This window comes from Rathayibacter rubneri, assembly GCF_023743255.1.
Lineage (GTDB): Bacteria > Actinomycetota > Actinomycetes > Actinomycetales > Microbacteriaceae > Rathayibacter > Rathayibacter rubneri.
The window spans coordinates 1-25182 of the sequence record NZ_JAMRYM010000012.1; the positions used below are offsets into that span (position 1 = coordinate 1).

A 25182-nucleotide genomic window follows, 5' to 3' on the forward strand; every position below is an offset into this window, starting at 1 on the left:
CCCCTCCCCCGCCCCCGAGGACCTCGTCGCGGCCGCCGCCGAGGGCGACATCGTGGTGACGGGCACCCTCGCCCTGTCGGGCGTCGACGAGGCGCATCCGGCACCGGAGGGCGACGCGTACACCGTGCGCGTCACGAACGCGGATCTCGAGACCGTCAGCGAGACCGTCACCGGAGCCGCCTTCAGCGTGCCCCTCCCCGCCGGAGGCCCGTACCACCTGCAGGCGCGGGTGACCGGAAGCACGACCTGGTACCCGACCTGGTACGGCGACACCCCGAGCCCCGAGGACGCCGACCCGATCAGCACCAGCGCCGAGATCGTCGTCACCCTGCCGCGCACCGCCCCCGTCGCGGGCACGGTCAGCACCCCGGACAGCGGCTACCTCGACGGCGCCGCCGCCTACACGGTCCAGGCCTGGTGGATCGACCCGGAGAACAGCGAGCGACCCCGCCTCCTCGGCGAGACGGCGACCTCGGGCGCCGCGCTCAGCACCTCGGACTGGTCGTTCAGCGGCGCCACGGCGCTGCCGGTCGGCGGGTACAAGTTCCGCCTGACGCAGCCGGGCTACCCGATCTTCGACGACCAGTACTACCTGAACCGGTCGAGGCTCGAGGGCACGCCGGTCACCACGCTGACCCTCGCCGGGCGCACCGGCGTCGGCTTCACCCCGCGCGACTTCGGGTCCACCACCGACCGGATCGCGGGCAGCGACCGGTACGACACCTCTGTGAAGACCACGCAGCTGGCGTTCGACGGCCCCGTCCCCGTGCTCTACGTGGCGGCCGGCGCCGAGACGACCTGGCCGGACGCGCTGAGCGCCGGGCCCGCCGCGTCCTTCCAGGGCGGCGCACTGCTGCTCACCGATCCGGGCTCGCTGTTCCCCGTCACCGCCGCCGAGATCCAGCGGCTCCGGCCCGAACGGATCATCGTGGTCGGCAGCGCCAACTCCGTCAGCGAGAACGTCCTCCGCGAGATCGACGCCCTCTCCCCCACGGACGAGGTCAGCCGCATCGGCGGCGCGAACCGCTACGAGACGAGCCGCCTCATCGTCGAGGACGCGTTCCCGGCCGGGTCCTACCGCGAGGTGTTCCTGCCCACGGGCGAGAAGTTCCCCGACGCCCTGTCCGTCGCGCCGATCGCGGGGCGCTCGGGCCAGCCGGTCATCCTCGTCAACGGCGCGGCGGGCGGCCTGGACGCCGCCACCCGGGCAGCCCTGGATCGCCTGGACGCCGACCTCGGCCGGCTGATCGGCGACACCCCGTCGATCTCAGCGGGCATCGAGGCCGACCTCTCCGCGTCCGGCCTGGTCGGCAGCGTCGACCGCATCGCGGGCGAGGACCGTCACGACACGAGCCGCCTCCTCAACGCCGAGTACCCCTCGTTCGAACTGAACGACGCGGCGTTCCTCGCCCGCGCCGACTCGTTCGCCGACGCGCTCTCGGTCGGACCGGCGGCCGCCGCCCTGGGCGCTCCGCTCTACCTCAGCAACCCGGGCTGCGTCCCCTACGACACCCGGGTCGAGCTGCAGGCCCACGAGCTCGACTACGTGACGCTGCTCGGCGGGCCCAACACCCTCCAGCCGGCGGTCGGCTCGCTCGCGGTCTGCCCCTAGGGCCCGGTGGACACGATCCCGCGGGCTCCGCTCATCCTGATCGTGTCCACCGCCGGGCTCCCCGTTCCCCACCGCCCGTGGAGGAACGGGTGGCCCCTGTCCTCGGGACGAGGACGTACCGCGCTGCTGCGCCCGATCCCTCGCGGATCCGCCCCCTGACGGGGCACGTCGTCGATGCGCCCGCCCGTTAGATTCAGAACATCGTGTCCGCCGCGGTCCGCCGCGACCACCGGAAAGACTCCTCGTGACTCCTCGCCGCCGTCGGCCCTCCGCGCGTCTGCTCGCGCTCACCCTCTCCACCGTCGGCGCCGTCGCGCTGACCGGACTCGTCGCCTCCCCCGCGCACGCCGCACCGGCGCCGGTGTCCGGCTCGATCACCTCCCCGGCCTCGGTGCCCGGCTCGCACACGTACACGGTGCAGGCCTGGACCCTGGAGGACGACGTCGCCGACGCGGAGCTGGTCGCCTCGACGACCACGACCCTCGCGAGCGGAGCCACGGGCGGATACACCCTGCCCGCCCTGCCCGACGGCTCCTACGTCGTCCGCGTCCTCGAGACTCCCCTGCAGGGCGCCGTCCCGACCGTCGGCGACTCCTTCTGGGAGGACACCGACTGGGTGGGCTCCTCGACCCGCGTGGAGGTCGCCGGCACGACCGTCACAGGCATCGACTTCGCACCGGACCCGTACTTCTTCTCCACCGCCCGCGTCGAGGGCAGCGACCGCTACGCCACCTCGGTCGCCTCCACGCAGGCCTTCGAGCCCGGCGTCCCCGTGCTCTACATCGCCAGCGGCGCGGGATGGGCGGACGCCCTGAGCGCCGCCCCCGCCGCGTCCGTCCAGGACGGAGCGCTCCTGCTCACCGACCCGGACGCGCTCTTCGCGAGCACCTCCGCCGAGATCACGCGGCTCGCTCCGAAGAAGACCGTCGTCGTGGGCAGCGACGCGACCGTGTCCGCGGCCGTCTACCGGCAGATCGACGCACTCGTCGCCGGCCCGATCACCCGCATCGGCGGGACGGACCGCTACGACACGTCCCGCAGGATCGTGGCGGACGCGTTCGGAGCGGGCTCGGCCGACGAGCTGTTCCTCGCGACCGGCGGCAACTTCCCCGACGCCCTGTCCGTCGCCCCCGTCGCGGGCCGCAGGGACCAGGCCGTCCTGCTCGTCGACGGCGCCGAGCCCGGCATCGACGACGCCACCCGCTCCGCCATCACCCGCCTCGACCCCGAGAGCGCGGTGATCCTCGGCCAGGCGCCGTCCGTCTCCGCGGGGATCGAGGCCGACGTGGACGCCCTGGTCGGCGGCACCACCCGCATCGGCGGCGCCAGCCGGTACGCCACGAGCCGGCTGATCAACGAGGCGTACCCGGCCCGGGGCCTCACCGCCACGACGTACCTCGCCTCGGGCGAGGGCGCCGCGGACGCCCTGTCCGGCGCGGCCGTCGCCGCCGCGCAGGGGGCGCCGCTCTCGCTCGCCCGCCCCGACTGCGTGCCCGCCGAGACGATCGACTCGCTCAAGCGCCAGCACCTCGACACCGCCGTCGTGCTCGGGAGCGACCTGACCCTGTCGATCGGGGTCACCCGCTTCACGGCCTGCTGAGGCCTCCTCGCGGCAGCGGCCCGCGGATCGCGTGACGACGCGACCGCGGGCCGCTACTGTCGGAGTGCCAACGTAGGACATTCACTCCGGAGACCGCCATGAGCACTGCCACCGCACGCCCCCTCCTCGTCGGGATCGAGACCGGAGGCACCAAGGTCGTCGCCGCCGTCGCCGCCCTCGACGAACCGGAGCGGCTGCTCGCGACGACCACGCTGCCCACCCGCGGCCCCGTCGAGACCCTCGCCGACATCGCGGCGTTCGTGCGCGGCCACGGCGTCGAGGGCTCCGTCTCGGCGATCGGCGTCGCCTCCTTCGGGCCGCTCGACGTCGACCCCGGCTCGCCCACCTACGGCCACCTCACCTCGACGCCGAAGATCGGCTGGGAGGGCGTCGACGTCCTCGGCCCGCTGGGCGCGGCCGCGCCGGGCGCCCGCACCGCTCTGGTCACCGACGTGAACGGCGCCGCCCTCGGCGAGGCGCGCTGGGGTGCCGCCGCCGGGGAGCCCGACGTCGTCTACGTCACCGTCGGCACCGGAGTGGGCGGTGGCCTGCTCGCCGGCGGCCGCCTCCTCGCCGGCAGCGGCTGGCCCGAGATCGCGCACCTCCTCCCCCGCCGCCACCCCGAGGACGCCTTCGCCGGCACCTGCCCGTTCCACGGCGACTGCCTCGAAGGCCTCGTCGCCGGGCCCGCGATCTCGGCGCGCTGGGGAGTCGACGGCTCGAGCCTGGGGCGCGACGACGCGGCGGCGAACCTCCGCTTCAGCTCGTACTACCTCGCCCAGCTCGTCACGACGCTCGCCTACGTCGCCGGAGTGCGCCTGGCGATCCTCGGCGGCGGGGTGTCCAAGACGCCCGGACTGCTCGAGGCGGTCGACGCCGAGGTGGAGCGGCTGATGGGCGCGCCGGGAGCGACGGGCACGTCGGCGGGGCGGGTCCGCATCGTGCGTCCGGGCCTGGGCGACGAGTCGGGCGTGCGCGGCGCGCTGTCGCTCGCGCAGTCCCTGGTCTGAGGAGCGCGGGTCAGCCGAGCAGCTCGGCGACCAGGCGCTCCACACGACCGCGGATGTCGTCGCGGATCGGGCGCACCTGCTCGAGCGGCAGACCGGCCGGATCGGCGAGCTCCCAGTCCTCGTAGCGCTTGCCGGGGAAGACCGGGCAGACGTCGCCGCAGCCCATGGTGATCACGACGTCCGACTCGCGCACCTGCTCGGTCGTCATCTGCTGCGGCACCTCCTGCGAGATGTCGATGCCCTCCTCCGCCATCGCGGCGACCGCGACGGGGTTGATGCTCGCACCCGGCTCCGAGCCGCCGGAGCGGACCTGCACCCGGCCGCCGGACAGGCTCGTCAGGTAGCCGGCGGCCATCTGCGAGCGGCCGGCGTTGTGGATGCAGACGAACAGGACGGCGGGGGCGTCGCTCACGGGGGCTCCTCGGAGTGGGGTCGGGGATGGGCCTGACGAGTATGACGCCCGATGGTGAACACGGGGAGACCCGCCGCGGCGCTACCCTCCTGTCCATGACAGGACACGAGGGGCGACCGCAGCCGGGAGCGGGCCGCGACGAGACGCCCGAGGAGCGCTCGGACCGCAACTGGAACGAGATCCTGCAGGAGCTGCGCGTCGTGCAGACCGGCACGCAGATCCTCGGCGGCTTCCTGCTCACCCTCTGCTTCCAGCAGCGCTTCACGGAGCTCGCCGCGCCGGACGTCGCGCTCTACCTGGTGCTCGTGTTCCTCGCGGCGTCGGTGACCGTGCTGGCGCTGGCCCCGGTCACCGTTCACCGCCTGCTGTTCGCGCGCGGGCGCAAGGCGGAGCTGGTGCGCTTCGGCAACCGCATCGTCCTGACCTGCCTCGCCGCCGGCTCCCTCCTCTTCGTGGGCGTCGTGACGTTCGTGTTCGACTTCGTCCTCACCCCGGCGGCGGGACTCGTCGCGGGCGGCGCGGTCCTGCTGATCATCGCGCTGGTGTGGATCACCGCGCCGGTGATCCTTCGGCGGCGCTGACAGCGCGGGGCCGTTCCCCCGCCCGAGGCGGTCGCGCGAGGATGCCAGGCGGGAGCGGACGGAGTCAACCGGCTACAGGCCTCCCGCGGCGCTCCCTACCGTGGTGGGGTCGGCGCACCCGCGCCGCACGCGAGAGGAGATCGGGCATGAGCGGCATCGACGGACCCCAGGACAACCCGCAGAACCACGACACGGTGAGCGACGCCGGAGTGGACAAGCCCTCGCAGGCCGAGGGCGACGACGCACAGGTCGGCGGCGCCGAGAGCACCGCCGAGGACGTCACGACCGCGGTCGACGACGACGACCTCGACGCCGGCGTCAGCGAGCCGACGGACTGAGCGTGATCCCCGCGCTGAGCGCCCTGGACAGCACCGCGGCGGTCCTCTCGGACGGCTACCTGTTCGGGACGAGGCGCTTCGCGCAGGTCGAGGGCGACGCTTTCCGCACCCGGATCCTCGGGCGGCCCGTCGTGGTCGCCCGGGGGATCGAGGCCGCCCGCTTCTTCTACGAGGGCGGCCGATTCGACCGGGCGGGCGCCCTGCCCGGCTCGGTGCTGCACCTGCTGCAGGACGAGGGCAGCGTGCAGACCCTCGAGGACGAGCGGCACCGGCGCCGCAAGCGGCTCTTCCTCTCGCTGATCGAGGCGCCGGAGGAGCGTTCGCGGCTCGTCGACGCCTTCGCGGTCGAGTGGCAGCGGGCTGCCGCGCGCTTCGCGGGCACTCCCGTACCGCTGCAGGACATGGCGGCCGAGGTGCTCGGACGCGCGGTCCTCGTCTGGGCCGGCGTCGCGCTCCCGGATCGGGAGGCGCAGCAGCGGTCGGACGAGCTGCGCAGCATGATCGACAACGCCGGTCGCTTCGGACCGCCGAACTGGGCGGCCCGGCTGCGGCGCCGGCGCACCGAGAGCTGGGCGCGCGGCCTGCTCGAGGCGAGCCGGGCGGCGGGCCTGCCGCCCGAGGACGGTGCGGCGTCGATCGTCGACCGTATCGCGCACGCCGAGGAGGACGGCGCTCCGCTGCCGATCGGGGTCGCCGCGGTGGAGCTGCTCAACCTGCTGCGGCCGACGGTGGCGGTCGGGCGCTTCGTCGTGTTCGCCGCGCTGGCGCTGCACGAGCACCCCGAGTGGCGGGAGCGGCTCGTGCATCCGGAGGAGCGGGCGGCCTTCGCGAACGAGGTGCGCCGGTTCCACCCCTTCTTCCCGATGGTCGGCGGGCGGGCTCGCGGCGGTCTGGACTTCCACGGCGAGACCCTGCCCGACCGGCAGTGGTTCCTGCTCGACCTGTACGCGACCGACCACGCGACCGCGCACTGGGATGCGCCCGAGACCTTCGATCCCGAGCGGTTCCTCGCCCCCGTCGACCGCAACGGCTTCATCGCGCAGGGCGGCGGCCACTACGGCGACGGCCACCGCTGCCCCGGCGAGCCCGCGACCGTGGACCTGCTGGCCGAGGCGCTGGAACTGCTCGCGACCGGCCACCCCTACGACGTGATGCCCGGGCAGGACTTCTCGATCAGCCTCCGCTCGTTCCCGACGGAGCCGGCGGACGGCTTCGTGGTGACGTTCCGGGCCTGACGTCCTCCCCAGGGGCTCATGACGGCGCGTCTCCACCGATCGCGTCGCTCCGGAACCGCGCCTGCCGTCGCCGGGGCATCCTCGCGGCATGCAGGTGTCGAGTCAGTCCCCGTCCAGAGCGTCCAGATCGCGCAGCGCGTCCCGGGCGCGCGAGAGCCGCGCCGCCTCGGGCTCGTCCCACCAGGCGGGGCCCCGCTCCCCGAGCCCGTGCTTGGCGAGACCGGTGCGGGTGCGGGCGGCGGCCACGGCGTCCTCGTCCCCGGCGCGCTTCGCCGACCGGGTGCCCGAGCGGCCGCGGCCGAGGTGGGAGGTCAGGGCGGCGACGAGCTCCTCGGGGAGGATCGGGTCGGTGCGGCGCCAGCGGCGGCCGTTCACGACGAGCCAGCGCTCGGCGTCCTGCCGGGCGGCGTCGTGTTCGGCGTCGTGCTGGTCAGCCACGCCCGTTGATCCGATCGCCGGTGCTCGTCAGGTCGACCGAGGCGGGCAGCCGCAGCGCCTCGATCACGCCGCGATCGGCGAGGGCGAGGATCCGCGCGACGAGCTCCTCCGAGCCGCCGATCAGCGTCGAGTCGAAGTCGATCTCGCTCGCGAGGTACCAGGCGCGGTCGTCCGGCCAGAGCGCGAGCGGAGTCTGGACGACGATGCCGTCGGCGGTCGCGAGTCCTGCGTCGAGAGCCCAGGCCGGATCGACGAGCGCGCGGACGTCGAGGTCGACCAGGAGCGACTCCCGCTGCGGCAGCGCGATGCTCTCGAGTCGGGAGATCACCCGACGTCCGCTTCCGGACGCCCGGGCCGCCGCGTTCCGATCCTCCGGAACGTCACGAGAACCGAGAACGACCGTGCTGATCACGCCCGTCCCCTCCCAGAACGCCGCCGAGCACCGCTCGGGAGTCGTGGTGGCGCCGGCGAGGACATCGGCGATCGCCGCCAGCTCGTCGAGGTCGAGCTCCCCGAGCCGCGGGGCGCCGAAGCTCCGGTCGTGACGCGAGAGGTCCTCCCACTGGGCGAGCGGATGCAGCACCGTGCCCGCGCGCTCCGCGACCTCGCGCCACCTCAGCCGCTGCCCCGCGTCGTCGGAGGCGGGGTGCAGGATCCGCACGGCGGCCTCGAACAGGGGCGGCACGATGCCCTCGAACGTGGCGAACGGGCCCAGCGCGTCGAGGACCCAGCGGCCCCGCTCCGGGTCGGTCTCGGCGTGGAGGGCGCTCATCCGGTCAGGCTAGCGGCGCGAGACGAGTCCGGACAGGGCCGCGAAGGCGCGCTGGGGGCCGGTCGTCCCGGTGAGCTCCGCCGACAGGGCGGCGAGCCGCTCCCGTCCGAGGTGGTCGGAGGCGAGCAGCCGTCGGGCCGCCGCGGCGATCGCCCCGGGTCCGGCGCTGTTCGGGTCGAGCACCTCGGCGACCCCCGCGTCCTCCAGCGCTGCCGCGCCGGCGAACTGGTCGGTCGAGAAGGGCAGCACCACCAGCGGCACGCCGGCGGTCATCGACTCGGTGACGCTGTTGTTGCCGCCGTGGGTGATCGCGAGCGCCGCACGACCCAGCAGCGTGACCTGCGGGAGGAATCCGCGCACCAGCCAGGTCGGGGGGACCCCGCCCAGGGCCGAGCGGTCCGTCGCGCCGGAGGCGAGTGCGACGCGCACCGGCCGGCCGTCGACCGAGACGTCCGCGAGCGCCGCCGCGACCCGCGCGAGCACGTCGTCGCGCACCGAGAGGAAGCTGCCGAAGCTCACGTAGACGACCGGATCGTCCGAGGCGGCGAGCCACTGCTCGACCTCGTCGTCGACCGGCTCGGAGCGGACGGCCGAGCCGAGGAAGGCGTGCGGGGTCAGCTGGGCGGTGCGCGCCGGGTCGTGCAGGCCGCCCGGGTAGTTCAGCAGCAGCACGTCGCCGGACTCGGCGAAGGCGTCCTGGCTCGACGGGGCGGAGGGGTCCAGCGAGGCGAGGGCGGTGTTCCACTCGGCGGTGAACGCGTCGCGGACCTCGTCGCACAGGGCGCGCAGGGCTGCCAGCTCGTCCGGCTCGGGAGCGAAGGCGTCGGGCCAGACGGGCGGGAACCCGTAGACCTCACCGGGCACCGTGAGGGCGGTCGGATGCCCGAGCACCACGTCGCCGTAGGGCACGCCGAGCGCCCGCAGCGCCACCCGGGCGGTGAAGGCGAGGTGGTCGACGACGATCGCGTCGGGCTGCACCCCGTCGAGGATCTCGCGCAGCCGCGCGGCGACTCCGGCAGGATCCCACAGCAGGTCCGTCAGCCGCTCCCGCGCCTGGTAGGCGAGAGTCGGCACCATGCCGCGCCGGGTGGCGTCGAAGAACCCGCGGAGCGAGGCGCCCTCGTCCGGAGCCTGCTCCTCGGCGCGGATCGTGCCGGGGTTCGAGCCCCGGCCCAGTCGCAGCGGCACGTGCTCGAAGCCGAAGTCGTCCACGATCGACCGGGTCGCGTCCCCCGTCGCCACGACCACGCGCTCCCCGGCGTCGCGCCAGGCGGTGCCGAGGGTCGCGAGCGGGAGGAGGTGCGAGGCGTAGTCCGGACTCACGATCAGCAGGGTCACGACGCCCCCAGCACGAGATCCGAGCGGAGGGGCCGCTCCTGGTCCGCCGTGGCGTGTGCGTAGACGCCCGAGAGGGCTCGCGCCATGGCCTCGATCGTGTACCGCTCGGCGACCATCGCGCGGCCGCGCTCGGAGGCGTCCTCGGCCAGCGGACCGCCCGCCAGATCGAGGGCGTCCGCCGCGGCACCGGCCAGTGCGGCGCAGTCGGCCGTGTCGATCAGGAAGCCGGTGACGCCGTCCTCGACGTAGGTGACCGGTCCGCCGGTCGCGGGAGCGACGACGACGAGGCCCGCGGCGAGCGCCTCGAGCAGGGCGATGCCGAACTCCTCCTTCACGCTGGCGCAGACGTACGCGCCGCCGGGTGCGGCGAGACCGGGTCTGCCGTGCCGGACCGCGCCCAGCCAGCGGGCCACCGTGCCGTTGGGCCGGTGGCCGGCGAGCAGGAGACCGGCCGAGGAGCCGCCCGCGGCGCCGATGCGGTCGAGCTGCTCGCGCTCGTCCGGGCTGGGGTCGGCGAGATCGCCGCCCACCAGTACGAGGTTCGCGCGCCGACGCAGCGACGGGTCGCCGGCCCACGCCTCGGCCAGGGCGGCCATGCCCTTGACCCGGTGCAGGCGTCCGACGCTGAGCAGCAGGGGCAGGCCGCGCCGATCCTCCGGCAGTTCGCGGAGGAGCTCGTCGAGGGCCGAGAGGTCGTCGCCCGCGTCGAGCGCGACGGGCTCGCCTGCGGCGGCGCTCCGTGCGGCCTGCTCCCCGCGCTCGACGAGGTGCACGTCGATCCCCTCGGGGACGATCGTGTGCCGCTCCGGATGCGCGGTGATGTCGATGCCGATCAGCTCGCGCATGCTCCGCTCGAGGTCCGCACGCGGGAACAGGACGGTGTGGGCGGCGTCGGCGGCGAGTCGCTGCACGAGACGCACGCGGAACCAGAAGTGGTCCGCGGCGTCGCGGTCGCCGAAGTCGGCCCGCGACAGAGCGCCGGAGGCGTCCTGGCCCGCGATGAGAGCGTGCGGATCGGGGGCGACGGTGAAGACGACGGGGATCTCGAGCTCGCGGGCGACCGCGGCGGCGGCCAGCGATCCCACGTCGGCCATCCGCAGGTGCAGCACGTCGACCCGTCCTGCGGCGCGCAGGATCCGACGGATCCCCCGCTCGGCCGCGACCCGGCGCGGCCAGGCCTCGGGCATGGGCACCGCAGGCCCCGCGAAGGGCACGGGCGCGAAGCCGTGGCCGGAGGAGGGCAGCTCGGCGAGAGCGCGCTCCGCCTCGGCCGGTGTTCCGCGCGAGAGCGTGAGGACGCGCTCGATGCCGTCCTCGCCCTCGAGCGCGTCGCCGAGCCGGACCAGCAGCGTCGCGATGCCGCCGTTGTCGCCGGCGCCCACCCGCGTCAGCGTGCCGTCGATGTCGGCGTGCACGAAGAGCTGCGCGATGGTCGGTCCCGCGTCCGGGACCGGAGCCGGGGCGTGGTCGAGGAGCGCGGTGCGCGCGATCGAGCCCAGTGCCCCGTCGAGCGTGGTCAGGCGCGAGAGCAGCAGCTCGGCGTCGTCGGAGCGGCGCTCCCCGAGCGCGTCGATGGCCGCGGCCCGGGCGTCGAAGCCCTCCGCCTCGTCGGCGGCCACCTCGAGCAGGGTCCGCTCGGCGATCGCGCCGGGGACGAGGCCCAGGGTCTCCACGACCCGCGAGCGGGCGCCGGTATCGCGCTCGCCGATCAGCACGCCCTCCAGGGCGAGCGAGATCGGATCGGGCGTCGAGGGCGCCCACAGCAGCAGCGTGCGCTGGGCCAGCATGCCGGCGAAACCGCCCGCGGCGATCATCCGCAGCAGAGGGCCGACGGCGCCGGCGCGGGGGAGGCGTCCGCCGAACGCCCACGCCGCGTGCTCGCGGATGAAGGGCCGCTCGTCGGCGAGCAGGCGCAGCAGCGCCAGATCGGCCTCCTCGTCGAAGACCTGGGCGAGCGAGTGCACCGCGGCGATGGCCGTCAGCTGATCGGAGGGGTCGAGAGCGGCGCGGGTCAGCAGGCGCACCGCGCGACCGCCTCCGTCGCTGACCGCGGCGATGGTGAGCTCGTCGGCGGCCCGAATCGCCTCGAGCAGGGTGGGCGCGCCGCGCACGGCATCGAGAACGGTCTGGGTGGCCACAGTTCACCTGGTCTCGTCGGGGCGGATGGGTCGGCGCGTCGGCACCGCTCCTCCTTCGGAGCCCTCGGGCTCGACGGATCGCGGTGTCGGCGGACCGAGTACGAGCATGCCGGGGCGAGCCCTGGGATTTCACCACTTGCGGAGACCCCCGGAATGTGCGCACTGTCAAGGGGCTACCGCCACCGATCCGCATCCTCCACGCGCGCGTGCAGGCGCCTGAAGAGAACCGGCCCGCGCTCAGGAGCGCCGGGTCCACTCCAGCAGCCGGTCCACGGGCCAGGTGGTGACGATCCGCTCCTCCGGCACCCCGAGCCGCTCGGCGCGCTCGGCCCCGTAGTCCAGCAGACCGAGCTGGCCCGGGGCGTGGGCGTCGCTGTCGATCGCGAAGAGGCAGCCCGCGTCCAGAGCCAGTGCGATCAGTTCGTCCGGCGGGTCCTCCCGCTCGGGCCGCGAGTTGATCTCGACGGCCGTCCCGTGATCGGCGCACGCCCGGAAGACGGCGACCGCGTCGAACTCCGACGGCGGACGCGTGCCCCGCTCCCCGCCGACGAGCCTGCCGGTGACGTGCCCGAGCACGTCCGTCCGGGGATCCGACGCCGCCGCGACCAGGCGCGCCGTCATCTCGCGCCGCGGGGTCCGGAGCTTCGAGTGCGCGCTGGCCACGACGACGTCGAGGCGGTCGAGCAGCTCCGGCGTCTGATCGAGCGAGCCGTCCTCGAGCACGTCGACCTCGATCCCGCTCAGCAGACGGAGCGGGCCGGTGTCGAGGGTCGCGAGGTGGGCGAGCTGCTCCTCGAGGCGCTGGGCACTCAGCCCGTGCGCGACGCGCAGCCGCGGGGAGTGGTCGGTGAGCGCGAGGTACTCGTGGCCGAGCGCGCGGGCGGCGTCGGCCATCGCGAGGATCGGAGTCGCGCCGTCCGACCACTCGCTGTGGCTGTGCAGATCGCCCCGCAGTCTGCCGCGCAGAGCGCTCGCGGGCAGCGGATCGCCCCCGCGGAGGTCGGCCAGATAGTCGGGGACGCGCCCGTCGCGCGCCTGGCTGATCACGGTGAAGGTCGTGTCCCCGATCCCGGCCGCGCGACGGACGACGGCGAGATCCTCGCGCTCCGCCTCCGGCATGCCCTCGAGCACCGCGATCGCCTTCCGGAAGGCCTTGGCGCGGTACTTCGAGGCGCCTTCGCGCTCGAGCAGTGTCGCGATCTCCTGCAGCGCGTCGAGAGGATCCATGACCCCCGGTCTAGCAGACACCGTCGCCCGGGCGGAGGATCACCCTCGGTGCTCGACCAGCGCCCTCAGCGCGTCCCGGACGAACCGGGCGCCCGCGACCCCGCCGTAGACCGCGGCGAAGCGCTCGTCCTCGACGTACATCGCGCCGAGTCCGAGCAGGTACTCGTCGCTCGGCCCGCCGGACTCGTCCCGCGGCGTCCCCGGCACGTCTGCGAGCCACGCGCGATGCCGCTCGGCGAGCGCGAGCGCCTCTTCCCCCGCCGGATCCGCCCCGCTCGCCGCCGCGGCGGTCCACGCGCCGGCGAGGTCCGCCTGCCTGCGGTGCCACTGCTCCCGCTGCTCGTCGCCCATCGAGCGCCACCAGCGGTCGCCGTCGGCGTAGGCCGGCGCACCCCAGCGGCGCTCCACCTCCTCGCGGTGCTCCGCGTGGTCGAACCCGTCGAACATCTCCTCGGCCATCGGCCCGTTCCCCTCCTTCATCGTCCCGACGGTCCCGGCGACCGCCCGGATGCGGCGGTCGAGCCGTCGCCGCTCCTCCTGCAGCACGTCGAGGTGCCGCTCGAGGGCGGCCACCGGCTCGGTGTCGCGCCGCAGGATCCGCCCGATCTCGGACAGCCCGAGACCGAGGTCGCGCAGCAGCAGGATCCGCTGCAGCGTCACGAGCGCGGCGGCGTCGTAGTAGCGGTACCCGTTCGCGCCCACGCGGCTCGGCGGCAGGAGCCCCTGGGCCCCGTAGTGCCGCAGCGTCCGGCTGGTCGTCCCCGCCAGGCGCGCCACCTCGTGCACCAACCACTCCCGCTCCACCGCACCGTCCCCCTCCGCCCGCCGACGGGGATCCGACGGCGATGGGAGCGACGGTACGGGTTGACGCCGCGTCAGAGTCAAGACGGCGAGAACTGCGGACTCGCTGAACGGTCTTGTCCTGCCGACGAGTCGAGATATATCGTGTCTCTCACCACTCGCGATATATCGCGTCATACGCATCGGCCCCGCAATGGAGCCGGAGACAGAAGGAGGAGCTCATGTCGCTCGAGAAATGGCTCGTGCAGGCGGGCGAGTCGAAGGTCATCGACCTCGACGTCGTCCGCTCGGTCAAGATCGCCCTCGTGGGCGGTCAGATCGACGTCATCGCGCACGACGAGCCGACGGCTCGCGTCGAGGTGCACAGCGTCGGCGGCCGTGCGCTCAAGGTCTCGATGGAGGGCGACCGCCTCGAGATCGACCACGTGCAGCTGCGCTGGGACTCGATCGTCGAGGTCGTCAAGGGACTGGGCCGTCGCGGCGACCGCGCCGACATCAGCCTGCTCGTCCCCCGCGGCGTCGCACTCAAGTTCGACACCGTCTCGGCCGACGGGCTCGTCGCGGGGCTCCACAGCGACGCCCGGATCTCGACGGTCGGCGGCGACGTCGTGGTCGACGGACTGCACGGCGACATCGACGTGAACACCGTCCACGGCGAGCTCTCGGTGCGCAACCACACCGGACGCGTCACCGCGCACACCGTCTCGGGCGACGTCACCGCGGCCGGAGAGCTCACGCGCTTCTCGGTCGACGGAGTCTCGGGCAGCGTCTTCGTCGATGCCGAAGGCACTCCGGACCAGATCCAGGCCAACACCGTCAGCGGCGACCTCACCGTCCGCGTCGACGAGGGCCTGGGCGCCCGCTACCGCATCAACACCGTGTCGGGCACGCTCCAGCTCGACGGCTCGGTCGTGCGCGGCACCTTCGGTCGCGGCTACACCTCGACCACCGGCTCGCTCGACTCGAAGTGGGTCGACATCGCCGCCAACTCGGTCACGGGAGACGTGACCGTCGTGCGCCGCAGCCCCGTCACCGCCTCCACCTCCGCCCCGAGCGGCGAGAGCGCCGGCTGGGGCTCGCCCGACGGCGGCCCCTCGACCGACGACCAGCGCCCCGTCGACGGAGGTGCCCTGTGAGCCCCGTCTTCGCGCACGGACGCCTGCGCCTCTACCTGCTCAGCCTCCTCGCCGAGGCCCCCAAGCACGGCTACGAGCTGATCCAGGCCCTGAGCGACCGCTTCGGCGGCACCTACGCGCCCAGCGCCGGCACGGTGTACCCGCGCCTCGCGAAGCTCGAGGAGGAGGGTCTCGTGACGAAGGAGGCCGACGGCCGCAAGACCGTCTACTCCATCACCGACGCCGGCCGCCGAGCCCTCCCGCGAGCCGATGCCCGCCCCGACCGACGCGCGCACGGCGTCGCGCCTCGCGCTCCGCGACGCGGAGGTGCTGCTCACCGAATTCCGCGACGAGCTGCGCGCCGAGCTGCGGACGGCCGCCTCGCAGGGCGACGTCACTCCCGAGAGCGTCGACGCCCTGCGCACCGCGCTCGAGCAGGCGCGCAGCGCGGTCCACTCGACCCTGGGCTGACCCGCACCACCACCGCTGATGGCGGGGATCCCTCCCGGGGTCCCCGCCATCAGCGCGTCCACCCCGGGACACCCCCGCGAGATGCCACTCCGGTACGCCTCGGACGGCGTGTCGCGTACCGGAGTGGCATCTCGCCGAGCACCTCCACCCCTCGGCCCCCTTGCGCTCCCCGCGATCAGGACTATATTTCCTATAGGATCTTTTGTGCGTCCAGAGCCGGGCGCACCGAGTGCGAGGGAGCACGGATGACCGACGTCACGACCGGCGCAGCAGACGCCGAAGCCCCGACCGGAGCCCAGACCTGGGACGGCGTCGACTGGGACCCCGACACCTGGACCGCCGAGACCTGGCCCATCGCCACCTGCCTCCACGGCATCCCCCCGGTCTCGCGCGACGGAGTCGCCCTGCACGACGCGGCCCCCGAGGTGTGGGACGACCTGTTCGCCCAGGTCGAGGGCGTCGGGTTCACGCTCGCCGAGCTGGCCGACAGCCACGTCCGCCCCGCCGACCTGGAGCCCTCGCGCCGCGACGAGTTCCTCGACATCGCGCGCTCGCACGGCGTCGGCATCCCCTCCGTCCATCTGCAGCGCCAGAGCGTGATCATGCCGGGCCGCGAGGAGGAGAACCTCGCCTACGCGCACCGCACCATCGACGCCGCGGCCGAGTGGGGCATGAAGGTCTTCTCGACCGGACTGCACCAGCCCTTCAGCGAGGCGCAGAAGCGCGCGCTGTGGTTCTGGACCGCCGAGGGCCCGAAGGACCCCGACGACCCGGACGTCTGGAACGCCGCCGTCAGCCGCATCCGGGAGCTCGGGAAGCACGCCGCCGCCGTCGGCCTGCCGCTCGCCCTCGAGCTCTACGAGGACACCTACCTCGGCACCGCCGACAGCGCCGTGCGCTTCGTCGAGGACGTGGGACTGGACAACGTGGGCCTGAACCCCGACGTCGCCAACCTCATCCGCCTGCACCGCCCGGTCGAGGACTGGCGCGAGCTCTTCGCCAAGACCCTCCCCTACGCCAACTACATGCACGTCAAGAACTACACGCGCGACGAGTCGGCCGACGGCAGCTGGGCGACCTCGGTCCCGTCGACGATGGAGGCCGGTCTCATCAACTACCGGCAGGTGATGCGCGACGCCGTCGAGGGCGGGTTCCGCGGGATCCTCCTCGCCGAGCACTACGGCGGCGACAGCCTCGGCATGTGCGCCACCAACCAGACCTACCTCCGCACCCTGCTCCCGCGGGCAGCCCGGACCTCGAAGAAGTAAGGACGCAGCACCATGACCGCACGCAGAATCGCCGTCGTCGGCTCCGGCTACATGGGCGGGGGCATGGCCCAGGTGCTCGCCCTCTCGGGCGCCACCGTCGTCATCGCCGACATCTCGGAGGAGATCGCCCGCAGCAACTACGAGCGCCTCCTCACCGAGACCGCGCAGTTCGTCGCCGACGGGCTCTTCCCCGAGGACGCCGTGGAGCGCATCCGCGAGAACCTCTCCCCCGCCGCCTCGATCGAGGACGCCGTCGCCGACGCCGACTTCATCGAGGAGGCCGTGCCCGAGAAGATCGAGATCAAGCACGAGACCCTGCGGCGGATCAGCGCGGCCGCACGTCCGGACGCGGTCATCGGATCCAACACCTCCACGATCCTGATCGGCTCGCTCGCCGAGGCGGTCACCGGCCCCGAGCGCTTCCTCGGCGTGCACTTCTCGAACCCGGCGCCGTTCATCCCCGGCGTCGAGCTGATCCCGCACGCCGCCACCTCCGAGAGCGCGATCGCCCTCGCCGAGGAGATCGTCGCCGCGACCGGCAAGGAGACGGCGCGGGTGAAGGACTCGACCGGCTTCGTGCTCAACCGCCTGCAGTACGCGCTGTTCCACGAGGCGACGCAGATCGTCGAGGAGGGCATCGCGACCCCCGAGGACATCGACACGATCGTGCGGACCACCTTCGGCTTCCGCCTGCCGGTCTTCGGCCCGTTCGCGATCGCCGACATGGCGGGGCTCGACGTCTACGCCTTCTGCTACGCGTCGCTGCAGACCCGCTGGCCCGAGCGCTTCGCGACCCCGGAGTCGCTCGCGCAGCTGGTCGAGGCCGGCAAGTTCGGCACGAAGTCGGGCGCCGGCTACCTCGACGTGCCCGCCGAGCGGACCGCCGAGCTCATCGCCTACCGCAACCGCGCCTACGTCGCGATCAAGAAGCTGATGGACGAGCTGGGCCCCGCCCCGATCGCCTGACCCGCACCGCGGCCGCCGCCCGCTCACGCAGGCCCCGCGCAGCGCACCCGCCACCGCGCACGCACCACCCCCGACAGAGTCGTCAGAAAGGCCACCGCATGCCCGCGTTCCCCGAATCCCGCACCGTCGTCCTCACCGGCGCCGCCTCTCCCCGCGGCATCGGCCGCTACACCGCCCATCACCTCGCCGAGCAGGGCTGGAACGTCGGCGTCATCGACCTCGCCGACGACGCCGCCCGCGAGGTCGCCGCCGAGATCGCCGAGCAGCACGGCGTGCAAGCGGCGGGAGCCGGTGCCGACGTCTCGAAGGACGCGCAGGTCCGCGCCGCCTTCGACTCCCTCGAGGCCACACTGCCCCCGGTCGTCGCCCTCGTGAACCTGGCGGGAGTCGCCTCCCCCGTGTCGTACCTCGACGTCACTCCCGAGGAGTGGCAGCGCGTGATCGACATCAACCTCAACGGCGTGCACTTCAGCACCCGTCGCGCCGTCGAGTCGATGACGGCGCGCGGAGTCGGCCGCGTCGTCAACCTGTCCTCCGTCTCGGCCCAGCGCGGCGGCGGCACCTTCAGCAAGACCGCCTACTCGGCCGCCGAGGCCGGCGTCATCGGCTTCACCCGGAGCGTCGCCCGCGAGCTCGGCCATCAGGGGATCACGGTCAACGCGATCTCGCCCGGCCCGATCGACACCGACATCATGGGCGGCACCCTCACCGAGGAGCGCAAGACGGCCATGGCGGCCGACGGCGTGCTCCCCCGCATCGGGACACCGCGCGACATCGCCGCGGCCGTCTCCTACCTCATCAGCGAGGACGCCGGATTCGTGACGGGCCAGACCCTGAACGTCGACGGCGGCCTCTACATGCACTGATCGGAGCCCTCATGAACAAGACGATCGGCACCTGGTCCATCGGCCGCGTGCTCTTCCTCGCCGTCGGCGTCCTGCTGGTCGGCGTCGGCGCCGCCCAGATCCTGCCCGCCCTCGGCGGCTGACCTCCCCGCCCTCCGCGGCGGCTCCGGCCGTCCGGCGCAGCAGCGCCTCCCCCTCGCACCGGTCATCTCAAAGGAGAGTGCCTTGTCCAACCCCTCGCCGTCCGCGGCCGTCGGATCCACGCGGGATCCCGCACTGAAGTCCGCGATCACCAAGGCGGGCCGGCATCTCATGCCGATGCTCGTCATCCTCTACTTCGTCGCGTTCCTCGACCGCACCAACGTCGGATTCGCGGAGGAGGCGCTCCGCGTCGACCGCGGCATCTCGGACGGAGCGTTCGCCCTCGGCGCCGGCATCTTCTTCATCGGCTACGCGATCTTCGAGATCCCGAGCAACCTGCTCCTCAAGCGCTTCGGCGCCCGCTTCTGGCTCGCCCGCATCGCGGTGACCTGGGGCATCGTCGCGGCGCTGTTCGCCTTCACGACGAACGACACGATGTTCATCATCCTGCGCTTCCTCCTCGGCGTGACCGAGGCGGGCCTGTTCCCGGGCGTCATCATGTTCCTGTCGGAGTGGTTCCCGAACAAGGTGCGCGTGCAGATGTTCTCGATCTTCTACCTGGCGCAGCCGTTCTCGCAGATGCTCGGCGCCCCGCTCAGCGGCGGCCTGATCAGCATCGGCAACCAGATCACCCCCTGGGAGGGCTGGCAGGTGATGTTCTTCGCCGAGGGCATGCTCGCGGTGGTCGCCGGATTCGCGGCGCTGAAGTTCCTGACGAACCATCCGCAGAAGGCGAAGTGGCTGACCCAGGAGGAGAAGGACTCGCTGACGGCCGCGATGGAGCGCGAGGACACCGTGCGGCAGGCCGACGGCCCGACCGGCATCTGGCGCGCCATGGGCAGCTGGAAGGTCTGGTACTTCACGATCATCTACTTCTGCCTGCAGATCGCGGTCTACGGCACCACCTTCTACCTCCCGCAGCAGGTCGCGAACCTGATCGGGCAGGACGTCGGCTTCCAGGTCGGACTCGTGTCGGCCATCCCGTGGCTCGTGGGCCTCTTCGCCTGCTACTACGTGGGCCGGCACGCGAACACCATCCGCCGACGCCGCTCCTGGGGCTCGCTGTTCTACATCTTCACCGGCCTGTCGATCTTCGGATCGGCGTGGGCGGGAGCGAACGGCCAGCCGATCCTGGGCCTGCTGTTCATCACCCTCGCGGTGTCGAGCTTCCTCTCGGTCGGACCGATCACCTGGGCCTACCCGACCGCGTTCCTCACGGGCGCGGCCGCGGCGGCGGGCATCGGCCTCATCAACTCGCTCGGAAACCTCGGCGGCTTCGTCGCGCCCCTCATGCGCAACGGCTTCAACGAGGCGATCCCGACCGAGAGCGGGGTGTGGGGAGTCGTCTCGCTGGGCGTCTTCGCGTTCCTCGCGGCCGCGATGATGTTCAGCACCAAGTTCTTCCGCGGTGCGAAGGCGGACGAGCTGCTCGAGACCACGAACATCAACACCGGGCACTGACCCCGGCGCGGAGGGGCCCGGTCGCCGCGGCGGCCGGGCCCCTCCGTCGTTTCGGCGCACCGCGACCGCGACGGTAGCCCCGGAAGAAGAAGGGACCGGAGCGGATCGGTACGGATACGATGTCCCAATCGATCGCCTCGAAGGAGCACGGCCGGACCAGGCGATTCCGTCGACGAAGGGATCCCGATGGATCACGACCGCTCGTCCGAGACGCCATCTCCAGGCGGAGCGCTCGTCGGCGGGGGCATACCGGCCGTCACCGTCCTCCTGGCCCTGTGGGCGGCCGGGCACCAGCCTGCCCTCGCGTGTCTGCAGGCGGTCGCCGCCGAGACTGCGCCGGAGCAGAGGTGGTCGGTCGAGCTCATCGACTGGTGGTCGGCTGCCGCCGTCGGGACCGGCATCGATGATTCGAGGTGGATGATCCCGAATGATCCGTCGTTCGATCCCCATTCCGAAGCCATCCGGCTCCTCGGCGTGACGAGCCACACGCACTCGCGACCGCTGTTCCGTGCGATCGTCGGGCTGGAAACGGCGGCACAGTTCTCCGCCGATGCCCGCTCGCTCCTGGTCTACACGGCGCACGGGAATCTCGACACTCAGGCCGAACTGGCCGCCTTCACCGATCTGGTCTCGCCACTGCGCGCCGCCTTCGAATCCTGGGACGTCACCGTCCGCGATGTGCCTGCGCCTCCGACCGCCCGGGAACTGGAGACCGCAGCCCGCGCCGCTCGGCTCGAGCTCAACTCGCCGCGCTACAACATCATGGTCAGCCGCATGGAGGAGACCTGGGCAGCCTTCCACCGGGCCGCTGACGCGGAGGACGCGCGATCGGGCTGGCCCGTCAGCGCCGAGCTGGCCGTGGAGCTGCGGGGTCTGAGTCTTCGCGCGGCTTTCGAGAGGACCCTCACCGATCCCGCGGCGAACAGCCTCCTCGCCTGGCTGGATGCTCATGGACCCGATGGGGCTCTGCCTGAGGTCCTTGAGGCGGAGGCACTGACTCTCATCGAGGACCTCGACGCCGAATGGCCGGACCTCCCCGACGACGTCCGACTCCGAGTCGTCTCCGAACTGCAGTTGACCTCCTTCTCGCCGATGGACGACTCCTTGCGGCCGAACATGACGGCATGGAAACGGCGTCACGAGGCACTCGCCACAAGTGTCGAATCGGCCCGGGATCCATCGACGATGGACACGGACGAGGAGCTCTTCGAGGTCGAGGTCGCACTCGACACGGGCGATCTCGCGCAGGCGGAATCCCTGCTCCGCGTCCTCAGAGGATCACGACGGGTTCAGGAGCAGCGCGACCGGTTCGTGGAGCGGCGCGGACAGGTCATCTCCGCGTTCGAACGCCTGGACGAGACTTCTGAGGCTCTGCGGATGCTCGCCCGGTCACTCTCGGAGACTCCGGTCGAGGAACTGACCGATACCGCGATCGATCTCATGAATGACGCCGTGCGACAGGCCTTCGACGTCCAACAAGAGCAGCGGGCCACTCAGCGTGCGGCTCGGCGCGCGTTGCTCAAGTCCGCCCTGGACGAGCTCGAGCTCGCCGGTCCCGTCCTCGCAAGCGGGAGGGCGCTCTACGAGCGCTCGGGCGAGGACTCGGCAGACCCCTCCGATGCGATCTCCGATCTCGACGCCCTCAGCACATTCATCGAGCAGCAGCGCGAGCTGCTGCAGACGTCGGCGAACGATGCGATCGCGGCCCTGCGAGGCGAACTCCAGGACGGGATCGATCCGCAGGCCGAGAGCGAGCTGGCGGCGGCTGAGATGCTCCGTGATCAGCAGGACTTCAGAAGCGCGCGCCGTATCGCGCAACGTTCACTGAGCGGTCTTCGGCTCCGAACCGCTCCCGTCTTCGAGCCGGCCCTCGGCGAGGCGACGCTCATCGAGCGAGTCACCCAGTACGTGCGCGCGCGGCTCAATGTCTCAGCTGACGACATCAAGCGACTGCACGTGGCCTTGAAGACCAAGCCATTCGTCATCCTCGCAGGGCTCTCCGGATCAGGGAAAAGCAGTATCGCCCGCCTCTACGCGGAGGCGATCGGGGCGACGGCGGTCAACGGGCAGTTCTCCCGCGAAGCGGTGCAGCCGAACTGGATCGACACGGCCAGCACACTCGGCTTTTACAACCCGGTAACGGGGGCGTTCGAGCCCGGCTGGCTGACCGACGTGATCGTGCGCTGCCTGAACGCGCCGGACAAGCCGCACTTCGTCCTCCTCGACGAGATGAACCTCGCTCCGGTCGAGTACTACCTCGCCGACGTCCTCTCCGTCATGGAGGACGTCCAGGACAGCGAGGGCTCCACCATCCGGCTCTACTCGTCCGGTATCCACCCGGCCAACAGGGAGACCTACGAACCGACGATCGCCTATCCGCCGAACCTCTTCCTCATCGGCACGGTGAACACGGACGAGACGACGCGCACCATCTCGCAGCGCGTGCTCGACCGTGCCAGCTACGTGCAGCTCGACACGACAGTCGACGACACCCACCATCAGCGGAGGACTTCGGCGACGAAGGTCTCCCCCATTCAAGTGCGCATGCGCGCCTGGAGGGCCATCTGCGCGGAGGACACGGGCGTCGCCCGGTGGGCGCATGAGCCGCTCGTCCGCATCGCGCGCGAACTGGGTGCCGTGAACATCGGCGTCGGTCTCCGATCGCATCTCGGCATTGAGAGCTACATCGCGAACTCGACCGGTGTGCTCGGCCGTCAGGCGGCCCTCGACGCGGCGCTACTGCAACGGGTGATCCCCAAGATCCGCGGGTTCAAGCGCAGACTTCAAGCGACACTCGAAGAGCTCACCGTCGTCTTCGAAGCTCAGGGAGCTCACCGCTGCGCCCATGTCACCCGGTGGTGGCTGTCCGACGCCGTCGACATCGACGACTACCTTGACGGCGGAGACCAGGCCGTCGGACTCGTGCTGAGCGGGGTCGCACCCGTCTACGAGGATCCTGTGGAGGAGCGGGCGCACAACCCGGCTTCCGTCGCGGAGCGGGTCCAGGTCTCTTCTCCCGTCGCGGCGCCCGTTCCCGTCGTCCGACTGTGGAACGACGACGAGCTGAGGCCGATCGTCCGCGGACTCATCGAGTCCGGCGCCTATACCGACCCGAGCGGCATGGTCCTCGGGCCGTCCCTCGGCACAGAGCTGCGGAGGCAGGTCCCCGGCCTCGGCCAGAAGCCCCGAGGCCTCAAGCAGCTGGTCGAGAGCCTCGGCTGGACCATGGCGCCGGCGGTTCCCGCTACTCCGGTCGCTCCGGTCGCTCCGGTCGCTCCGGTCGCTCACGAGGCCGCGAACCCCGTCTCCGTCAGCACGTCGACGACCCCGTCGGCCTTCCGTTCGGCCGTCCTCGAGGCGCTGGCCTCGGAGCCGTGGACCACCAGCCTCCGCACCGCACCGCGTGGCCTTCTGGAGCTCACGATGCTCGGCGGCCGTCTGTCCGCGTCGGCGCCCACTTTCCGGGAGAGCGGCTTCCCGAAGCTCTCGGTAGCTCTGCGCTACGCCCTGACAGGCTCCGAGTACTGCGTGGACGAACCGGGCCTTCCGGCCGCACTCGTGATCGCGCCGCGTGCGACTGCCGTACGTCCGCATGCAGACATCCCCGAGCACTCGCTGCGGTCCCCCTCTGGAGCCGAACTGGTGCTTCAAGGGGCACCACGCTTCGATCGTGTTCCGCGCGGGCTGACGGAGTCCGGCTTGCGGACGCTGCTGGAGGACCCTCGGGAGTGGCAGCAGACGGAATTGACCGGTCTCGTCGGCATGGTCGACGCGCAGCCGGAGGAGTGGAGCCGCTGCGTCCGGAATCTGATCTCGGCCGCGGTTCTCGAGAAGACCGAGGAACCGGGACCCCCCTCGACGTTCCGGCTGGCCGCGGACGTGTACTCGGCCGAGTACGGGCTCTTCCGTCTACGGACGGCGATGCGTGAGAGGCTCGAAGCCTCGACGTGGGGTTTCGCTCCCGATGTCATCGACGAGGTCGTCGACCTGTGACGACCTGGTACTCCATCGACGACGGCAGCGCGACCCCGCTGCATGGAGCGGAGGTGGTCGTGGCCGAGACGTCCACTCTGACCGTCACGGGTCTCGAGACCGGTGACGAGCTCATCCTCGGCGGGACCCGGACCTTTCCGGCGGCCAACGGAACGGTGATCGTGCGACTGGCCCACTTGCAGGCGATCGGCCTCACCTCCGCCTCGGTCTGGCGCGGTCGGCGCGACATCGCTCGCGCGACTGTGGAGATCCTGCCGGGCAAAGTGCGGCAGGCGGAGTTCGATGTGCTGTGGCGAGAGCTCCACGAGGTCTGGGTCGATCTGCTCTTCCGTGCGCGATCGTCGATCCGTGCGGTCGAACGCCGTGCAGACCCCGGCTCGCTCTGGCGGGGCGCACGTCCGCTCGTAGAGTCGATCTGCGCCTACCCGCAGACCCAACTCGTCCGAGGGCGGTCCACTGCGCCCTACGCGCGAGCGCGGAACGTCGATTTCACGCCGTCCCGGAAGCTTGTCATGGGCGCGGCCCTTCAGGATGAACTGCCGACTCGGCCGGTCATCGGCAGCGCCGACATCCCTGCCAATCGCTTGATCGCCCGGTTCTGCGACGCCGTGGCCACCGCGGCCGAGCGAGCGGGCAACGCCGTCGTCGCCGCCGACGCGAGGCGGATGAGGGATCATCCGACTCTCCGGGAGCTGCGCGCCGATGCCTTCCCCTCGCCTGACGCAGTCGTCGCGAAGGATCAGCGGTACCTCCGCTGCTGGCATGCCTTGCGGCGACTCGCGTCTCCTGCGACGTCGAACACAACCGGACCCTTCCCCGACCCGATCGGACTGATCCGGCTCTCCGCTCTGTACGAGTACTGGGTCTTCATGAAAGTCGTCATCGGTGTCGAGCTGATTCTGGGCGCACCCCTCGACGAGGGTTACGCGGCTTTCGGTCGCGATCGAGGCGGGGACCGCCGTGAACTCAGACTCGAGCCCGGCACGCGACTTGACTTCCGGGGCGGTGTCTCGGTGCACTACGAACCCGTTATCGGACGAGCCGACCCCTCGACCCGCGCTGGCGGATTCGATCTCCGTGTCCCCCCGTTCGAAGTCGACAGAGAACGGGCCCCCGTGCACGTCACCCCCGATGTCGTGGTCAGTGGCCCGGCCGGCATCCTCGTGCTCGACGCGAAGTACGTGGGAGAGCAGGACCTGGCGTCCAAGTCGCAGAAGCTGCACGCCCGTTACGGCGGTATCCATCGGAGGAACGACCCTCAGGGTCTGTGCCGAGAGGTGATCGTCGTTCATCCGGGCCGGGACACGACCGTGGAGTTCGCGGGACATGCGGCACTGCCGATGACACCCGGCCACCCCACCGAGTGGCTCAAGCCCCGCCTGCGCAGGTCTGTGCTCGGGTGGTAGGGACCGGGTCGCGG

At 72.2% G+C, this 25182-nt stretch carries 21 protein-coding genes and 1 pseudogene; 15 read left to right on the forward strand and 7 right to left on the reverse strand.

What is annotated here, in order from left to right:
- From NB037_RS05070 to NB037_RS05080, 3 genes are all read left to right on the forward strand, one after another.
- A partial coding sequence (locus NB037_RS05070; protein WP_251944211.1) for a cell wall-binding repeat-containing protein occupies positions 1–1612 on the forward strand: 1612 nt, incomplete at its 5' end.
- Positions 1613–1856: 244 nt separating this feature from the next.
- Positions 1857–3212, forward strand: a complete 1356-nt coding sequence (locus NB037_RS05075; RefSeq protein ID WP_251944212.1) for a cell wall-binding repeat-containing protein — start codon at positions 1857–1859, stop codon at positions 3210–3212.
- A gap of 98 nt (positions 3213–3310) precedes the next feature.
- On the forward strand, positions 3311–4222 hold the full coding sequence (locus NB037_RS05080) for an ROK family protein (RefSeq protein ID WP_251944213.1): 912 nt from the start codon (positions 3311–3313) through the stop codon (positions 4220–4222).
- A gap of 10 nt (positions 4223–4232) precedes the next feature.
- On the opposite strand, the gene NB037_RS05085 is transcribed toward NB037_RS05080, so the two are convergent.
- Positions 4233–4634, reverse strand: coding sequence for an arsenate reductase ArsC (locus tag NB037_RS05085; protein ID WP_251944214.1), 402 nt, complete (start codon positions 4632–4634; stop codon positions 4233–4235).
- Positions 4635–4729: 95 nt separating this feature from the next.
- Between NB037_RS05085 and NB037_RS05090 the strand changes: the two genes are divergently transcribed.
- From NB037_RS05090 to NB037_RS05100, 3 genes are all read left to right on the forward strand, one after another.
- Positions 4730–5215: a DUF6328 family protein gene (locus NB037_RS05090; RefSeq protein ID WP_251944215.1), complete on the forward strand. Its 486-nt coding sequence runs from the start codon at positions 4730–4732 to the stop codon at positions 5213–5215.
- Positions 5216–5361: 146 nt separating this feature from the next.
- Complete coding sequence (locus NB037_RS05095) at positions 5362–5553, forward strand: hypothetical protein (protein WP_207403548.1); 192 nt, start codon at positions 5362–5364, stop codon at positions 5551–5553.
- A 2-nt stretch (positions 5554–5555) separates the two neighbouring features.
- Positions 5556–6788, forward strand: coding sequence for a cytochrome P450 (locus NB037_RS05100; protein WP_251944216.1), 1233 nt, complete (start codon positions 5556–5558; stop codon positions 6786–6788).
- Positions 6789–6890: 102 nt separating this feature from the next.
- Here NB037_RS05100 and NB037_RS05105 read toward each other — a convergent pair whose 3' ends face one another.
- The 6 genes from NB037_RS05105 to NB037_RS05130 form a co-directional block, all read right to left on the reverse strand.
- On the reverse strand, positions 6891–7226 hold the full coding sequence (locus tag NB037_RS05105; RefSeq protein ID WP_251944217.1) for a biopolymer transporter Tol: 336 nt from the start codon (positions 7224–7226) through the stop codon (positions 6891–6893).
- Entirely contained in the window at positions 7219–7998 is a 780-nt protein-coding gene (locus NB037_RS05110; RefSeq protein ID WP_251944218.1) for a hypothetical protein, read from the reverse strand. The genes NB037_RS05105 and NB037_RS05110 overlap by 8 nt, the downstream gene beginning before the upstream one ends.
- 9 nt (positions 7999–8007) lie before the next feature.
- Complete coding sequence (locus NB037_RS05115) at positions 8008–9336, reverse strand: glycosyltransferase (protein WP_251944219.1); 1329 nt, start codon at positions 9334–9336, stop codon at positions 8008–8010.
- Entirely contained in the window at positions 9333–11474 is a 2142-nt protein-coding gene (locus NB037_RS05120) for a glycosyltransferase (RefSeq protein ID WP_251944220.1), read from the reverse strand. Before NB037_RS05120 ends, NB037_RS05115 begins: the two co-directional genes overlap by 4 nt.
- 237 nt (positions 11475–11711) lie before the next feature.
- Positions 11712–12701, reverse strand: coding sequence for a PHP domain-containing protein (locus NB037_RS05125; RefSeq protein WP_251944221.1), 990 nt, complete (start codon positions 12699–12701; stop codon positions 11712–11714).
- 39 nt (positions 12702–12740) lie between these two features.
- The gene (locus NB037_RS05130) at positions 12741–13487 is read right to left on the reverse strand and encodes a MerR family transcriptional regulator (protein WP_308202049.1); all 747 of its coding nucleotides are present in this window, start codon (positions 13485–13487) and stop codon (positions 12741–12743) included.
- 236 nt (positions 13488–13723) lie between these two features.
- Between NB037_RS05130 and NB037_RS05135 the strand changes: the two genes are divergently transcribed.
- From NB037_RS05135 to NB037_RS05170, 9 genes and pseudogenes are all read left to right on the forward strand, one after another.
- On the forward strand, positions 13724–14638 hold the full coding sequence (locus NB037_RS05135) for a DUF4097 family beta strand repeat-containing protein (protein ID WP_251944223.1): 915 nt from the start codon (positions 13724–13726) through the stop codon (positions 14636–14638).
- Positions 14635–14817, forward strand: a pseudogene (locus tag NB037_RS20055) (PadR family transcriptional regulator); the annotation flags it as partial. The gene NB037_RS05135 and the pseudogene NB037_RS20055, both read left to right, overlap by 4 nt.
- Positions 14818–14887: 70 nt before the next feature.
- Positions 14888–15088 (forward strand): hypothetical protein, encoded by a 201-nt coding sequence (locus NB037_RS20060; protein ID WP_308202050.1) that lies wholly within the window; start codon positions 14888–14890, stop codon positions 15086–15088.
- A gap of 185 nt (positions 15089–15273) precedes the next feature.
- Positions 15274–16356: a sugar phosphate isomerase/epimerase family protein gene (locus NB037_RS05145; RefSeq protein ID WP_504971708.1), complete on the forward strand. Its 1083-nt coding sequence runs from the start codon at positions 15274–15276 to the stop codon at positions 16354–16356.
- A 12-nt stretch (positions 16357–16368) separates the two neighbouring features.
- Complete coding sequence (locus NB037_RS05150) at positions 16369–17322, forward strand: 3-hydroxyacyl-CoA dehydrogenase family protein (protein ID WP_251944225.1); 954 nt, start codon at positions 16369–16371, stop codon at positions 17320–17322.
- Positions 17323–17420: 98 nt separating this feature from the next.
- Positions 17421–18188, forward strand: a complete 768-nt coding sequence (locus tag NB037_RS05155; RefSeq protein ID WP_251944226.1) for an SDR family NAD(P)-dependent oxidoreductase — start codon at positions 17421–17423, stop codon at positions 18186–18188.
- Between the two features lie 204 nt (positions 18189–18392).
- Positions 18393–19769, forward strand: a complete 1377-nt coding sequence (locus NB037_RS05160) for an MFS transporter (protein ID WP_251944227.1) — start codon at positions 18393–18395, stop codon at positions 19767–19769.
- 186 nt (positions 19770–19955) lie between these two features.
- Positions 19956–23762 carry an McrB family protein gene (locus NB037_RS05165; protein WP_251944228.1) on the forward strand — a complete coding sequence of 1269 codons (3807 nt, stop codon included), beginning with the start codon at positions 19956–19958 and terminating at the stop codon, positions 23760–23762.
- Positions 23759–25168 carry a hypothetical protein gene (locus NB037_RS05170; RefSeq protein ID WP_251944229.1) on the forward strand — a complete coding sequence of 470 codons (1410 nt, stop codon included), beginning with the start codon at positions 23759–23761 and terminating at the stop codon, positions 25166–25168. Before NB037_RS05165 ends, NB037_RS05170 begins: the two co-directional genes overlap by 4 nt.
- Positions 25169–25182 lie beyond the last annotated feature (14 nt).

What these genes read in the sequence shown, in the direction of transcription:
- NB037_RS05150 (WP_251944225.1), top strand. Translation starts at nt 16,369, where the DNA reads ATGACCGCACGCAGAATCGCCGTCGTCGGCTCCGGCTACATGGGCGGG.
- NB037_RS20060 (WP_308202050.1), top strand. Translation starts at nt 14,888, where the DNA reads ATGCCCGCCCCGACCGACGCGCGCACGGCGTCGCGCCTCGCGCTCCGC.
- NB037_RS05095 (WP_207403548.1), top strand. Translation starts at nt 5,362, where the DNA reads ATGAGCGGCATCGACGGACCCCAGGACAACCCGCAGAACCACGACACG.
- NB037_RS05155 (WP_251944226.1), top strand. Translation starts at nt 17,421, where the DNA reads ATGCCCGCGTTCCCCGAATCCCGCACCGTCGTCCTCACCGGCGCCGCC.
- NB037_RS05090 (WP_251944215.1), top strand. Translation starts at nt 4,730, where the DNA reads ATGACAGGACACGAGGGGCGACCGCAGCCGGGAGCGGGCCGCGACGAG.
- NB037_RS05080 (WP_251944213.1), top strand. Translation starts at nt 3,311, where the DNA reads ATGAGCACTGCCACCGCACGCCCCCTCCTCGTCGGGATCGAGACCGGA.
- NB037_RS05165 (WP_251944228.1), top strand. Translation starts at nt 19,956, where the DNA reads ATGGATCACGACCGCTCGTCCGAGACGCCATCTCCAGGCGGAGCGCTC.
- NB037_RS05135 (WP_251944223.1), top strand. Translation starts at nt 13,724, where the DNA reads ATGTCGCTCGAGAAATGGCTCGTGCAGGCGGGCGAGTCGAAGGTCATC.
- NB037_RS05125 (WP_251944221.1), bottom strand. Translation starts at nt 12,701, where the DNA reads ATGGATCCTCTCGACGCGCTGCAGGAGATCGCGACACTGCTCGAGCGC.
- NB037_RS05110 (WP_251944218.1), bottom strand. Translation starts at nt 7,998, where the DNA reads ATGAGCGCCCTCCACGCCGAGACCGACCCGGAGCGGGGCCGCTGGGTC.